At 71.4% G+C, this 13884-nt stretch carries 11 protein-coding genes; 4 read left to right on the top strand and 7 right to left on the bottom strand.

Annotated elements, in window-relative coordinates; genetic code table 11:
- Nucleotides 1-2: 2 nt before the first annotated feature.
- Complete coding sequence (locus MRBLWH10_RS03435) at nt 3-1391, bottom strand: amino acid permease (protein ID WP_341941637.1); 1389 nt, start codon at nt 1389-1391, stop codon at nt 3-5.
- Entirely contained in the window at nt 1388-2449 is a 1062-nt protein-coding gene (locus MRBLWH10_RS03430; RefSeq protein WP_341941636.1) for a histidinol-phosphate transaminase, read from the bottom strand. The genes MRBLWH10_RS03435 and MRBLWH10_RS03430 overlap by 4 nt, the downstream gene beginning before the upstream one ends.
- 310 nt (nt 2450-2759) lie before the next feature.
- Between MRBLWH10_RS03430 and trpS the strand changes: the two genes are divergently transcribed.
- The gene (gene trpS, locus MRBLWH10_RS03425) at nt 2760-3809 is read left to right on the top strand and encodes a tryptophan--tRNA ligase (RefSeq protein ID WP_341941635.1); all 1050 of its coding nucleotides are present in this window, start codon (nt 2760-2762) and stop codon (nt 3807-3809) included.
- A gap of 22 nt (nt 3810-3831) precedes the next feature.
- Nucleotides 3832-4050 (top strand): hypothetical protein, encoded by a 219-nt coding sequence (locus MRBLWH10_RS03420; RefSeq protein ID WP_341941634.1) that lies wholly within the window; start codon nt 3832-3834, stop codon nt 4048-4050.
- A gap of 1 nt (nt 4051) precedes the next feature.
- On the opposite strand, the gene MRBLWH10_RS03415 is transcribed toward MRBLWH10_RS03420, so the two are convergent.
- The 4 genes from MRBLWH10_RS03415 to MRBLWH10_RS03400 all read right to left on the bottom strand — a co-directional run bounded on the left by MRBLWH10_RS03415 (nt 4052) and on the right by MRBLWH10_RS03400 (nt 7967).
- Nucleotides 4052-5851: a DUF255 domain-containing protein gene (locus tag MRBLWH10_RS03415; RefSeq protein ID WP_341941633.1), complete on the bottom strand. Its 1800-nt coding sequence runs from the start codon at nt 5849-5851 to the stop codon at nt 4052-4054.
- Nucleotides 5852-5876: 25 nt separating this feature from the next.
- Nucleotides 5877-6446 (bottom strand): FMN reductase, encoded by a 570-nt coding sequence (gene msuE / locus MRBLWH10_RS03410; RefSeq protein WP_105672420.1) that lies wholly within the window; start codon nt 6444-6446, stop codon nt 5877-5879.
- Between the two features lie 76 nt (nt 6447-6522).
- The gene (locus MRBLWH10_RS03405) at nt 6523-7359 is read right to left on the bottom strand and encodes an aldo/keto reductase (RefSeq protein ID WP_341941632.1); all 837 of its coding nucleotides are present in this window, start codon (nt 7357-7359) and stop codon (nt 6523-6525) included.
- A gap of 20 nt (nt 7360-7379) precedes the next feature.
- Complete coding sequence (locus tag MRBLWH10_RS03400) at nt 7380-7967, bottom strand: TetR/AcrR family transcriptional regulator (RefSeq protein WP_223586110.1); 588 nt, start codon at nt 7965-7967, stop codon at nt 7380-7382.
- 79 nt (nt 7968-8046) lie between these two features.
- Here MRBLWH10_RS03400 and MRBLWH10_RS03395 point away from each other — a divergent pair, with 79 nt between their 5' ends.
- Nucleotides 8047-8832, top strand: coding sequence for an SDR family oxidoreductase (locus MRBLWH10_RS03395; protein WP_105672301.1), 786 nt, complete (start codon nt 8047-8049; stop codon nt 8830-8832).
- 5 nt (nt 8833-8837) lie between these two features.
- Here the strand turns inward: MRBLWH10_RS03395 and MRBLWH10_RS03390 are convergent, their stop codons facing one another.
- Nucleotides 8838-9974 (bottom strand): heparan-alpha-glucosaminide N-acetyltransferase domain-containing protein, encoded by a 1137-nt coding sequence (locus MRBLWH10_RS03390; RefSeq protein WP_105672423.1) that lies wholly within the window; start codon nt 9972-9974, stop codon nt 8838-8840.
- 43 nt (nt 9975-10017) lie between these two features.
- On the opposite strand from MRBLWH10_RS03390, the gene hrpA reads away from it, so the two are divergent.
- Nucleotides 10018-13848: an ATP-dependent RNA helicase HrpA gene (hrpA, locus tag MRBLWH10_RS03385; protein WP_341941631.1), complete on the top strand. Its 3831-nt coding sequence runs from the start codon at nt 10018-10020 to the stop codon at nt 13846-13848.
- The last annotated feature ends 36 nt before the right edge of the window (nt 13849-13884 follow it).

The raw sequence follows: 13884 nt of genomic DNA, 5'->3' as shown, positions 1-13884 counted from the left end.
GGCTACTCCCGCACCACGCCGGGCCGTGCGACGCCGCGCGTGAGGCGGGCGACGACGAGGAGCACCGCGGTGAGGCCGATCGTGAGCAGCAGCTGCACGCGGGCGCCTCCGTCGATCATCGCGAGGGCGATGACGACGCCGAGCAGCACCAGGCACACCCACGACAGCCACGGGAAGCCCCACATCCGCATCGGCATCGCCTCGCCGTCGCGGTCGGCGCGACGACGGAGGATGATCTGCGACACGGCCGTCGCGGTCCAGATGACCAGGATCGTCGAGCCGACGACGTTGAGCAACGCGGGCAGCACGGCGTCGGGGTAGATCCAGTTCAGTGCCACGGTCACGAAGCCGAACGCCACCGAGGCGAGCACGGCGATGTAGGGCACGCCCTTGACGCTCGTGCGGGTGGCGACGAGGGGGGCGAGGCCGCGCTCCCCGAGCGAGTACGCCATGCGCGAGGCGCCGTAGATGTTCGCGTTCATGGCCGAGAGCAGCGCGATGACGACGATGAGGTCCATCACGAGCCCCACGCCGGGCACGTTCAGCGTGTCGAGCACCGCGGAGAACGGCCCCTTCTTCACCGCCGGGTCGTTCCACGGGAGCACCGCGACGATCACGAAGATCGAGCCGACGTAGAAGATGAGGATGCGCACGAGCACCTCTCGGACGATGCGGCGGATGTTGCGAGAGGGGTCATCGGACTCCGCCGCGGCGATGGCCACGACCTCGGTGCCGCCGAACGCGAACACCACGATGAGCAGCGCGGCGGCGATCCCTGTCATGCCGCTCGGAGCGAAGCCGCCGTGGTCGACGATGTGGGAGACGCCCGTCGCGGGGACGCCGGGGATCAGCCCGACGATGGCGCACACGCCCACCACGAGGAAGGCGATGATCGCGGCGACCTTGATCGCGGCGAACCAGAACTCGAAGCGTCCGTAGTTGCGCACGCCGAACAGGTTCACCGCGGTGAGGGCGACGACGAAGACCAGCACCCAGGCCCAGGCCGGGATGCCGGGCACCCACTGGGCGATGATGCCGCCGGCGCCCGTCGCCTCGGCGGCGATCACGACGACGAGCTGGATCCAGTACAGCCACCCCACGGCGCTGCCCGCGCTGCGGCCCATCGCCTTCTGCGCGTAGGAGCTGAACGCCCCGGAGCTGGGGCGGGCGGCGACCATCTCGGCGAGCATCGCCATCACGAGGACGACGATGCCGCCGGCGACGAGGTAGGAGACGAGCACGGCGGGACCCGCGATGCTGATCGCCTGGCCGGATCCGACGAACAGGCCGGCGCCGATCGCGCCGCCGAGCCCCATCATGGAGATCTGCCGACGGGTGAGTCCCGGATGCAGGCCCTTGGTCGTGGTCGTGGTGGTGGGCACCTCGGTCATACGGTCGCCTCCTTGCGAACGAGCGTGGCTGCCACGCGGTCGATGTCGTCGATGCTGCCGGACGAGATGCGCACGCCCTCGCCGGGGAAGGCGCGGGCGATCACGCCGCCCTCGTGGAGCAGCGCCTCCAGCTCCGAGGTGCGCTCCCCCGCCGGCACCCACACGAAGTTCGCCTGAGAGGCGACGGCCGGCCACCCGGCATCCACGAGGAGAGCCTGCAGGCGGTCGCGCTGAGCGACGACCTCCTCGATGCGCACGGCGAGCTCGTCCTCGGCATCCAGAGACGCCCTGGCCGCCGTCTGCGCGAGGTCGGTGACGCCGAACGGCACCGCGACCTTGCGCTGATTGTCGGCGACCTCGCGCGGGGCGATCGCGTAGCCGACGCGGAGACCGGCCAGCCCGTAGGCCTTCGAGAACGTGTGCAGCACCGCGACGTGCGGATGCCGTCGGAACAGCTCGATGCCGGCGCCGTAGCTGTCGGTGCGGTCGAAGTGCACGTACGCCTCGTCGATCACGACGAGGATGTCGTGCGGCACCGCGGCGACGAAGCGCTCCAGCTCCGCCGCGCTCACGACGGTGCCGGTGGGGTTGTTGGGGTTGCACACGAAGATCGCACGGGTGCGCGGGGTGATCGCGGCGAGCATCGCGTCGAGGTCGTGCGCGTGCTCGGCGTCCAGGGGCACGGCCACGGGGACGGCCCCGGCGATGCGCACGAGCGAGGGGTAGGCCTCGAACGATCGCCACGCGAACATCACCTCGTCGCCCTCGCCCGCGACGGCGTGGATGAGCTGTGCGGCGAGCTCCACCGAGCCCGCGCCCACCGTGACGAGCGCGGCGTCGACGTCGTACCTGGCCGCGAGGGCGTCGCGCAGCGCGACGGCGCTCATGTCGGGATAGCGGTTGATCGTGCCGAGACGATCCTGCACGGCGGCCACCACCGAGGCGAGCGGCGGGTGCGGAGACTCGTTCGAGGAGAGCTTGGACGCGCCGGCCGGAGCCGAACGGCCCTGACGATAGGCGGGAACGGCTTCGAGGCCTGGACGGGTGGGGAGGGTCATCGTCAGAGCATCCTTGCTGAGATCGGAGGCGACCGGCGTCGGCCGCTGTCGCGCAACACTAGACCGGATGCCGACCGCTGGGCAAACGGTGCAGCATTCCCTGCGCAGGGCGCGCAGCCGAGCGGGTACTTCCCTCGAATCGCTGAGCAGTCTGCACACTGATCCCCCCGACGTAGGATGGATGCATGCGTTCTCTCCTCTCGGTGAGCTGGTGGCTGCGGTAGCAGCCCTCTGACGCATGTCTCGCGGGCTGCACGGCGGCCCGCGACCCGCGGATGTCCGTTCGTGCACCCATCGACCTGGAGCACACATGGATTCCTTCACCGCGACCGCCGCACGCATGCCCTCCCTGGAGCGCCGCATCGCCGACGACCCGTCCGGCTTCCGCATCCTCACGGGAGAGCGCCCCACCGGCGCCCTCCACCTCGGCCATCACTTCGGCACGATCAGGGAGCGCGTGCGACTCCAGGAGCTCGGGGTCGAGACCTTCGTGATCCTCGCCGACTATCAGGTGATCACCGACCGCGACGCGTCGGACGGCGTCGCCGCGAACGTCCGCTCGGCGATCCTCGACTACCTGGCCGCGGGGCTCGACCCCGAGCGCACGACGATCTTCACGCACTCCGCCGTGCCGGAGCTCAACCAGCTCGTGCTGCCGTTCCTCAGCCTGGTCAGCGAGGCGGAGCTGCACCGCAACCCGACCGTGAAGGCCGAGCACGCGGCATCCGGCAGGGCTCTGAGCGGACTGCTGCTGACGTACCCCGTGCACCAGGCCGCCGACATCCTCTTCTGCAAGGGCACCCTCGTGCCCGTGGGGAAGGACAACCTCCCCCACGTGGAGATCACCCGGCTCATCGCCCGACGGTTCAACGAACGCTACGCCGAGGTGTTCCCCGAACCCGAAGCGCTCGTGACGGAGACGCCGGAGCTGCCGGGACTCGACGGACGCAAGATGTCGAAGAGCTACGGGAACGCGATCTCCCTGTCGATGACGGCGGACGAGACGGCTGCCCTGATCCGCCGCACCCCGACCGATTCGGAGCGCCTCATCACCTTCGACCCCGAGCGACGCCCCGGAGTGTCGGGGCTGCTCCAGGCCGCGGCGGCATGCCTCGGCACGACCCCGGAGCGCGTCGCGGAGGAGGTCGGCGCGGCGGGCTCCTCCGGACTCAAGACCCTCGCGACCGAGGCCGTCAACGGCTTCCTCGCCGGGCATCGGTCCCGCCGGGCCGAGCTCGCCCAGGAGCCGGGTCTCGTCGACGACGTGCTGCGCAGGGGCAACGCCCGCGCCCGCTCGATCGCCGACGCCACCCTGCGCGAGGTCAGGTCCGCGATGGGCATGGGCTACGCCAACGTCTGATCTCACGGTCTACGATCGCCTCATGGCGGCCCCGGCAGGATTCGAGTACGTGGTGCGCGGAGGCGACGTCGTCATCCGCCACCACGGCACGACGGCGACCGTGCTGCGCGGAGCGAAGGCCGCCGCCTTCCTCGCCGAGGTCGACGCCGGCGACCCGCAGCTGCTGATGGCGCGGGTCACCGGCAACTACCGCCGCGGCAACGAACGCGCGGCGAAGCGGCATCCGCGCAACGCGAGCTGACTCAGCGCGTCGCGACGACCTCCGCCGGATCGCTCACGGGGAGACGGCACACGAACGCACGGCAGTCGTGCACGCGCTCCGGCACCGCGTCCTTGCCCTCGAACAGCTCGAACCCGGCCTCCGCGAAGGCGCGCGCCTGCGCGGGCGAGACCACGGCGACCGCCTCGGCATCCGCCGCGCGCGCCGCGACCGCGAGAGGGCCGTCCGGCGCCGATGTCACGGCGACGACCTGCCGCGGCGGATCGACGAGCCCCGCGGCCGCGCGCAGCATGCTGCCGTGCGCGAAGGGCTGCGCCACCGAGGCCGCGCCGTGGACGCGCACGATCTCGGACGCCGCCTCCCGATAGCGCTCCCCCGCTCCCAGCCGCCACGCCGTCAGAGCGGCCGCCGCCACGGCGGACGCATCCGACGGGAGGTCGCCGTCGGAGTGATCGGGTGAGGCGGCGATGCCCTGCGCGGACAGCAGCGGATCGCCCGCGACACCGGCGAGCGCCTGGTCGAGCAGCTCCCGCGCCGTGACCGCCCATGAGACCTCTCCTCTCGCCAGGGCGAGCGCGAAGAGCCCGTCGGCGAGCAGAGCGAGATCGGATGCCGTCGCGGCGGCGGACGACGGGATCCCCGCGAGCGATGTGCGCACGAGCCGGCCGTCCGGGGCGCGGTTGGCGCGCAGCACGGACTCCGCCGCCTCCGCCGCGGCGTCGATCCAGGTGCTCTCCCCGAGGCGGGCTCCCGCCCGTGAGAGCGCCCCGATCGCGAGTCCGTTCCAGCCCGTGATGATCTTGCCGTCGACCTCCGGGGGCTCGAGACCGGCGCGCTCCTGCGCGGTCCTCGCGTAGTAGCCGCCCTCGCTGCGGGTTCCGTCGATCCACGACTCCGAGTCCTGGGCGGCGCCGAACCCTCCACCCTCGCGGCGCAGGGAGCCCCGCAGGAACGAGACCACTCCCTCGGCCGTCGCATCGTCGCCCGAGGCGAGAGCGACGTCGAGAAGCTGCGCGTTGTCGGTCAGCATCCGCTCGTAGTGCGGCACCGTCCAGTCGCGCTGGGTGGCGTAGCGGAAGAACCCGCCGTCCCGATCCCGCAGTTCGGAGCCGACCATCGCGAGGAGCGCTCTCTCGGCGGCGGCGGCCGCCTCGGGAGCCTCCCGGCGCACCAGCGGCGTCTGCAGGAAGCTCAGCGCGGTCGCCACCGGGAACTTCGGCGCTCCGCCGAACCCTCCGTGGACCCGGTCCTCCCTATGGGCGATCGCCGTGGCCGCAGCGGCCAGGTCAGCGGCGGTCGGCAGGTCGGAGGGCGCCGACCCCGTCGCTCTCGCGAGCGCGGCGGACACCGCATCCGCCGACTCCTCCGCCTGCGCGCGCCGCAGCGTCCAGGCCTCCCGCACCGCCGCCAGCACCTCGCGGAACGACGGCATCGGCGGACGCGGCTCCGGCGGCCAGTAGGTGCCGGCGTAGAAGGCGCGGCCGCGCGGGGTCGCGAACACGGTGAGCGGCCAGCCGAGGCTCTGCGTGAAGGCGGATGCCGCCGCCATGTAGGCGCCGTCGACGTCAGGGTGCTCCTCCCTGTCGACCTTCACCGCGACGAACCCCTCGTCGATCAGCGCCGCGACGGCCGGATCGGCGAAGGACTCGCGCGCCATCACATGGCACCAGTGGCAGGTGGAGTAGCCGATCGAGATCAGCAGCGGCACATCCCGTCGCTGGGCCTCGGCGAAGGCCTCGGGACCCCAGGGGTACCAGTCGACCGGGTTCTCGGCGTGCGCGCGCAGGTACGGGCTGAGGGTGTCGGCGAGCCGGTTGGTCATAGCCTCACCGTACGCCGCCGTCGGCTCAGCCGGCGAGCAGCTCCACGGGTCTCGTGGCCGCGTAGCCGACGAGGGGCAGCGCACGCTCAGCGGCGAGGGCGATCCTGCTGTGCAGGACCTCGGAGCTGATCTCGTACCCCGCGAAGTCCGTGTCGCTCGCGTACACGCCGAGCGGAAGCGTGAGCGCCTGGAAGAACGCGAACAGCGGACGCAGCTGGTGCTCGATGATCAGGGCGTGGCGCTCGCCGCCGCCCGTGGCGGCGAGGAGCACCGGCTTGCCGACGAGCTCGTACTGCCCCACGAAGTCGAACAGGTGCTTGAACAGACCTGTGAACGACGCCCGGTAGACGGGGCTGCCGACGATCAACAGATCGGCCTTCTCGACCGCGAGGAGCTTGTCCTCCACCCGCGCGGGCAGCTGGTCGCGGCGCAGCGCACCGGCGAGGTCCGGACCGATGTCGGTGAGCTCGATGAGCTCGAACTCGATGTCGGCGCGCTCGGCGATCGCGGCGCCGATGGCGCGGATGAGAGCGGTGGTCTTGCTCGGTTCGTGCAGGGAACCCGAGACGGCGACGACACGGTAGGCAGCTGTCATGCCGACGAAGCTACCCGCGACGACGCCCTGTGTCGCGGGCCGCGACACAGGGCGTCATGCAAGGAACGAGAGGGACTCAGTTCACGTCGTCGGGGTGGGAGCCGACGCGGCCCGACCCGTCCAGCGGGTCGAGTGCGTCGATCGCGGCGATCTCGTCCGCGGTGAGCTCGAAGCCGAAGACGTCGAGGTTCTCGCGCAGGCGCTCGGCGCGCACCGACTTCGGGAACACGATGCTCCCCTTCTGCAGGTGCCAGCGCAGCACCGCCTGCGCCGGGGTGACGCCGTGGGCGGCCGCGGCATCCGCGACAGCGGGCACGCCGAAGAGATCGTATTTACCCTGGCCGAGCGGACCCCACGCCTCGATGCGGACGTCGTGGGCTTCGGCCCACGCGACGACATCGCGCTGCTGGTAGGCGGGGTGCAACTCGATCTGGTTCACGGCGGGCACGACCCCCGTCTCCGCCACCGTGCGCTCCAGGTGGGGCACCAGGAAGTTCGAGACGCCGATGCTGCGCGTGAGCCCCGCCTCGCGCAGCTCGATCAGCTTCGCGAAGGCGTGCACGTAGTCGTCCTTCGCCGGCGTCGGCCAGTGCACGAGATAGAGGTCGACGCTGTCGAGGCGCAGCTTGTCGAGGCTCTCGCGGATCGCGGCACGGGGCTCGTCGTCGTGGTGGCGGTCGTTCCACAGCTTGGTGGTGACGAACAGCTCCTCGCGCGGGATGCCGGATGCCGCGATCGCCGCCCCCACGCCCTCCTCGTTGCCGTAGATCGCGGCCGTGTCGATGTGCCGGTAGCCGATCTCGAGCGCCTTGCTCACCGCGCGCTCGGTCTCCGCCGGCGGCACCTTGAAGACGCCGTAGCCGAGCTGCGGGATGGAGTGGCCGTCGTTCAGTTCGAGAGCAGGAATCGTCATGATCTCCACCCTACGACCGCTCAGTCGAGCCCGGAGATCCCCGCGGACATGAGCCGGAACATCTCGACGGCGAGCACGTCGGGCCGTGGTCCGTCGTCGGTGGAGGCCCACTCCTCGAAGGCGATGCGGATCGCGTCGGTCGCGACGGCGGCGAGGATCCGCGCATCGGCTCCGGCCGCACCTCGGCCCTGCAGGATCTCCCTCAGCCGCCGTTCGGAGTCGTCGTTGACGCGCAGCCACACGTCGCGCAGCGCATCGTCGGACTCGATCCCGATCAGCAGCGCGCGCATGACCTGGAGGTCTCCCTCGCCGTCGGCGCCGAGTTGTCCGGCGATCACGGCGGGGATGCGCTCGCGGAGAGCGCCGTCCCCCGCCTCCGCGAACGCCGCCTGCCAGCGGGCGGCGCCGACCGTGAGGATCGGCGCGATCGCGTCCTCCTTGCGCGCGAAGTAGCGGTAGAACGTGCGCACAGACACCCCGGCGCGCTGGGCGATCTGCTCGGCGGTGACCTGCGCCACGCTCTGCTCCGCGAAGAGGGCGGCCGCCGCGCCCGCGATGTCGCGCTCGGTCGCAGCCTTGCGCCGCGCGGTCAGGGTCTGCGTCTCCACCGCCCCAGAGTACTAGTTGGCACATCGTGCCACCCAGGCATATCCTGCCAAGTGATCACACATCGACGAAGGGAAGATCATGAACCGCTACGAAGGACGTCGGGCGCTCGTCACCGGCGGAGGCTCTGGCATCGGCCAGGCCACCGTGCTGCGGATGCTGAGCGAGGGCGGCAGCGTCGTCGCCGCCGACGTCAGCGCCGCCGGCCTCGACGACACGGTCGCGAAGGCAGGGGCGCTCTCCGACCGCCTCACCACCGTCACCATGGACATCGGAGACGAGGCGTCCGTCCGCGCCGGGGTCGCCGCCGCCGTCGAGGCCCTCGGCGGGCTCGACGTGCTCGTCAACGCCGCCGGCATCCTGCGCTCCTCGCACACGCACGAGACGACGCTCGACCAGTTCGAGCAGATCATCCGCATCAACCTGGTCGGCACGTTCCTCGTGATCCGCGAGGCGATCCCCGCGCTGCGCGACGGCGCCTCGTCGGCCGTGGTGAACTTCAGCTCGACGTCGGCCGGCTTCGCGCACCCCTACATGGCCGCCTACGCGGCCAGCAAGGGCGGCGTGCAGTCGATGACCCACGCGCTCGCCGCGGAGTACGCCAAGAGCGGCATCCGCTTCACGGCCGTGCAGCCGGGCTCGATCTCCTCCGGCATGACGGACGGCTCAGGCCAGAGCCGGCAGAGCGTGGGCCCCGGCCTGCCCGAGGACGCCGACATGAGCCTCTTCATGAAGCTCGCCCCGGCGATCGGCCAGGGCTTCGCCGGACCGGAGTCCGTCGCCGGCGTCGTCGCGATGCTGGCGAGCGAAGACGGCGCCTTCATCACCGGCACCGAGGTGCGCATCGACGGCGGCACGCACTTCTGATCGGCTCACCTCGTCGGCACCGCAGCCATCGCCGTGGCCGCGGTGCCGACGAGCCGCTCCAGCGGACCACGTCCGAAGAAGATCGACCACACGGTGGCGAGCAGGAGCAGAACGATGGCCGTGAGCGCCCAGAACGCGTTGCTCTGGATGAAGCCGCCGGGGCCCGCGATCAGCGACACCGACACGACGTGCAGGCTGTATGCCGACAGCGGCATGGACCCCAGGGCGCCGAGCGGCAGCAGCACCCGACGCAGCGGGCGGCTCAGCAGCAGGCACAGCGCGATCACCACGAGCACGAATCCCCCGGAGCCGAGGATCTCGGCAGTGCCCCCGGAGTGCGGGTACGACGCGAAGATCGCCGACAGCACGGCGCCGAAGGGATCAGCATCGGCCAGCGCGTCCGGATATCCGCTCCAGCCATCGCCTCCCGACCACGCCCCCTCGGACTCCGACGTCCCGATGCCCGCGACCGCTCCGACCACCTCGAGCGCGAAGCCGACCACCGCGAGCCCGAGCCCGACGCCGAACGCGACGAGGGCGGTCTCGACGCGCTCGACCCGCAGACGGCCGAGTGCCAGGCCGCCGAGGACGAACGCCAACCAGACGGTGATCGGATAGGAGCCGTACAGGGCGAAGGAGATCCCCGCGCCGTAGGGATGCAGCGTCACGGCGGTGATCAGCGCCAGCACCGCGGGCCCGGCGACGGCGAGCAGCCCCGCGAGCAGGAGCAGGTGCGAGGGACGCCACCGCAGGAACGGGATGATCGCGACGTAGAGGATGCCGTAGAGGGTGAGGATCACCGCGATCGGGGTGTTGAACATCTCCAGCACCAGGCCGATCGCGAAGATGACGGCGCCCCGGCCGACGAGGTTGAGTCGCAGCGCCGGCATCCTGGCGGGATCCGGCAGCTCGCTGCGCCCGGTCATGAGCGCGATCGAGACGCCGGCGAGCACCGCGAAGAGGATCGACGAGCGGCCGTGCACGATCGCCAGCCAGGTCGAGGGGTCGAGCAGATCGAACTCCCCCGTCTCGCCGACGTGGGCGCCGGCCATGCCCAGGATTGCGAGGCCGCGGGCGATGTCGAGCCCCAGGATCCGCGGAGGGAGGCCGAACTCGCGGAACCATCGCAGCACTCTCGTCACCCGATGATCGTATGCGCTCGATCCCGGCATACGATGGAGGGCTATGTCTTCTCCCGTGATCTCCTACCCCCCTGAGCTGCCCGTCAGCGCGGCCAGGGAGGAGATCGCCGACGCCATCCGCGACCACCAGGTCGTGATCGTCGCCGGTGCGACGGGATCGGGAAAGACGACGCAACTGCCGAAGATCTGCCTCGAGCTGGGCCGTGAGCGCATCGCCCACACCCAGCCGCGCCGCCTCGCCGCGCGCACGATCGCCGAGCGCGTCGCCGAGGAGCTGCAGGTCGAGCTCGGCGGGGCCGTCGGCTACAAGGTCCGCTTCACCGACCAGGTCTCCGACGCCACGCGCATCGCGCTGATGACCGACGGCATCCTGCTCAACGAGATCCACCGCGACCGGCTGCTCCGCCGCTACGACACGATCATCATCGACGAGGCCCACGAGCGCTCTCTCAACGTCGACTTCCTGCTCGGCTACCTCGTGCGGATCCTCCCCGAACGCCCCGACCTCAAGGTCGTCATCACCTCAGCCACGATCGATCCGGAGAGCTTCGCGGCGCACTTCGCCGATGCCGACGGGCGCCCCGCGCCGATCATCGAGGTCTCCGGCCGCACGTACCCCGTCGAGGTCCGCTACCGCGCGCGCACCGAGGAGACGGAGGACGACGAGGTCGCCGAGATCGTCACGGCGCTGCGCGAGCTCGACCGGGAGGCCCCGGGCGACGTGCTCGTTTTCCTCCCCGGTGAGGCGGAGATCCGCGATGCGGCCGACGCGGTGCGCGGCGCCTACCGCTCGCAGACCTCGCCGGTCGAGGTGCTGCCCCTGTACGGGCGGCTCTCCGCCGCCGAGCAGCACCGGGTCTTCGAGCGCTCCACGGTCGCGGGGCTGCGGCGCCGCGTCATCCTCGCCACGAACGTCGCCGAGACCAGCCTCACGGTGCCTGGCATCAAGTACGTCGTCGACACCGGCACCGCGCGCATCTCCCGCTACAGCAACCGCTCGAAGGTGCAGCGGCTGCCGATCGAGCCGGTGTCGCAGGCGTCGGCCAACCAGCGCTCCGGTCGTGCAGGGCGGACGAGCGACGGCATCGCCATCCGCCTGTACGGCGAGGACGACTACGACAAGCGCCCGGAGTTCACCGAGCCCGAGATCCTGCGCACCTCGCTCGCCTCCGTCGTGCTGCAGATGCTGTCGCTCGGCTTCGGCGACATCACCGAGTTCCCCTTCCTCACCCCTCCGGATTCCCGCGGGGTCAAGGCCGCGTTCGATCTGCTCACCGAACTGGGAGCGGTCGCCGACGGCAGGCTCACCCGCATCGGCCGAGACCTCGCGCGGATGCCGATGGACCCGCGGTTCGCCCGGATGCTCGTCGAGGCCTCGCGCACCGGCGTCACCGCCCAGGTGCTGCCGATCGTGGCCGGCCTCACGATCCAGGACGTGCGCGAGCGCCCGTCCGCAGACGCCCCGCAGGGGGTGCGCGACGAGGCGGAGCGGATGCACGCGCGCTTCGCGGATCCGACCAGCGACTTCCTCGCCGTGCTGAACCTGTGGAACCACCTGCGCGAGCAGCAGCGGGAGCTCGGCTCCAGCGCGTTCCGTCGGATGTGCCGCAGCGAGCACCTGAACTACGTGCGCGTGCGGGAGTGGTTCGACGTGCACCGGCAGCTGCGCTCCCTGGTGCGCGAGAAGGACGGCTCCGGCACCGCCGACCCCGATGCGATCCACAGGGCGCTCCTGTCCGGGCTGCTCTCGCAGATCGGCATCATCGACGAGCGCAGCACCGCCAAGGGCGGCACCCCGAAGAAGCGGACGGTGTCGGAGTATCGCGGGGCCCGCGGCATCCGCTTCTCGATCTTCCCCGGGTCAGGGCTGCGCAAGAAGAGCCCCCGCGCCGTGATGGCGGCCGAGATCGTGGAGACCTCGCGGACGTTCGCGCGCACGGTGGCCGAGATCGACCCCGCATGGGCCGAGTCCCTCGCCGGAGACCTCGCGAAGCGTCAGATCAGCGAACCGCACTGGTCGAAGGATGCCGGAGCGGCCGTCGCCTTCGAGAAGGTGACGCTGTTCGGCGTGGAGATCATCCCCCGGCGCCGCGTGCAGTTCGCCCGCATCGACCGCGCCGCCTCTCGGGAGATGTTCGTGCGGCACGCGCTCGTCGAGGGCGAGTGGGACCCGACGCGGATCGACAAGAGGGTGAGCGCGTTCTGGCGCAGCAACGCCGAACTGCGCAAGCGCCTCGAGAAGCTGGAGGAGCGCGAGCGCCGCCGCGACATCCTCGCCGGAGACGAGGCGGTGTTCCGCTTCTACGACGAGCGCATCCCGTCCGACGTCTTCGACGTGCGGTCCTTCGAGAAGTGGTGGCGCGAGGCCCTGACGGCGACGCCGAAGCTCCTCGTGATGCGCGAGGCCGATCTGCTCGACGACGACGGCCGCGCGGACCAGAGCGAGTTCCCGACCCGGTGGACGCAGGGCGACCAGGTGCTCGGGCTCGCCTATCGCTTCGAGCCCGGCGCCGCCGACGACGGCGTGAGCGTCGTGGTGCCGCTCGCACTCCTCGCGCAGATCGAGGACACGGGCTTCGACTGGCAGGTGCCCGGACTGCGCGCTGAGCTCATCACCGGACTCCTGCGCGCCCTCCCGAAGGCCATCAGACGGCACGTGGTGCCCGCAGCGGACTGGGCGGAGAAGTTCGGCGTCGAGCTCGCAGGGCAGGGACCGGAGTCGCACGACGGCCGCCCGTCGCGCACGCTGAAGGAGGCGTTGGCCCGTCTCATCCAGCCGCTCGCCAACCAGCTCGTCTCGGCTGCGGAGTTCGAGGACGATCGGGTGCCGGCGCATCTGCGCATGAACTTCCGCGCGGTCGATGAGCGCGGACGCGTGGTCGGCTCCGACCGCGACCTCGCCGCGCTGCAGAAGGGTCTGGCCGACCGCGCGCGCAGCAGCGTGGCTCGTTCGGTCGCCTCCCCCCGTCCCGCGGGCGCGAAGGGACCGTCGGCACCGGCCGCCACGGCCTCCATCGAGCGCAGCGGGCTCACCACGTGGACCTTCGGCGATCTCCCCGAGGTGCTCGACACCAGGGTCGCCGGCGGAGTCGTGCGCGGATACCCGGCGATCGTCGACCAGGGCAAGACCGTCGCGGTGCGGGTCGAGGCGACGGCGGATGCCGCGGCGGCGGCGACCCGCGACGGCGTGCTGCGCCTCGTGCTCCTCGCCGTGCCGACGCCCTCCTCGTACATCCAGGAGCACCTGACCAGCCAGGAGAAGCTGGCACTCGCGGCATCCCCGTACCAGAATGCGGCGGCGCTCATCGAGGACGCGCGCACCGCCGTGGCCCGCCGCGTGCTCGATGCGCGCGGCCCGCTGCGCACCGAGGCCGCGTTCGCGCAGGCGAGGGACGCCGTGTCCGCGACGCTGGTCGACGACCTGTTCGCGTGCGTGTCGCTGGTGGCGCGCGTCCTCACGAAGGCGCGCGAGGTGGAGCGCGGCATCAAGTCGCAGAACTCCCTCTCCCTCCTCGGGCCGCTGAACGACATCCGCACCCAGCTCGCAGGGCTCCTGCACCCCGGGTTCATCTCGGCGGCCGGCGTCGACCGTCTGGCGCACTTCCCGCGCTACCTCGACGGCATGCTCGACCGGCTGAAGACGCTCGCGAGCGAGCCGGGCAAGGACCGTTCGCGCATGAGCGAGTTCGAGCGGATGGCGAAGGCGTTCGAGGATGCCGGCGGAACGATCCCGCTCGCCGCCGACGCCGCGCCCGCCCTCGTGGAGACGCGGTGGCTGCTGGAGGAGTACCGGATCAGCGTGTTCGCGCAGCGCCTCGGAACCGCGCAGCCGGTGTCGCCGCAGCGCATCACGAAGGCGCTCGCGGCCCGCTGAGGGGTTGCCTGCCATCCGCCCCCTTGATCGGTTGCC

The sequence above is a fragment of the Microbacterium sp. LWH10-1.2 genome (genome assembly GCF_038397765.1).
Taxonomy (GTDB): domain Bacteria; phylum Actinomycetota; class Actinomycetes; order Actinomycetales; family Microbacteriaceae; genus Microbacterium; species Microbacterium natoriense.
Note: the sequence above shows the minus strand (reverse complement) of the source record. Positions and strands in the feature narration are given on the sequence as shown.

Bases quoted from the DNA above. Each gene is read 5' to 3' on its own strand.
- MRBLWH10_RS03415 (WP_341941633.1), bottom strand. From the start codon at position 5,851: ATGACCAACCGGCTCGCCGACACCCTCAGCCCGTACCTGCGCGCGCAC.
- MRBLWH10_RS03405 (WP_341941632.1), bottom strand. From the start codon at position 7,359: ATGACGATTCCTGCTCTCGAACTGAACGACGGCCACTCCATCCCGCAG.
- trpS (WP_341941635.1), top strand. From the start codon at position 2,760: ATGGATTCCTTCACCGCGACCGCCGCACGCATGCCCTCCCTGGAGCGC.
- MRBLWH10_RS03430 (WP_341941636.1), bottom strand. From the start codon at position 2,449: ATGACCCTCCCCACCCGTCCAGGCCTCGAAGCCGTTCCCGCCTATCGT.
- MRBLWH10_RS03420 (WP_341941634.1), top strand. From the start codon at position 3,832: ATGGCGGCCCCGGCAGGATTCGAGTACGTGGTGCGCGGAGGCGACGTC.
- MRBLWH10_RS03435 (WP_341941637.1), bottom strand. From the start codon at position 1,391: ATGACCGAGGTGCCCACCACCACGACCACGACCAAGGGCCTGCATCCG.
- hrpA (WP_341941631.1), top strand. From the start codon at position 10,018: ATGTCTTCTCCCGTGATCTCCTACCCCCCTGAGCTGCCCGTCAGCGCG.
- MRBLWH10_RS03395 (WP_105672301.1), top strand. From the start codon at position 8,047: ATGAACCGCTACGAAGGACGTCGGGCGCTCGTCACCGGCGGAGGCTCT.
- msuE (WP_105672420.1), bottom strand. From the start codon at position 6,446: ATGACAGCTGCCTACCGTGTCGTCGCCGTCTCGGGTTCCCTGCACGAA.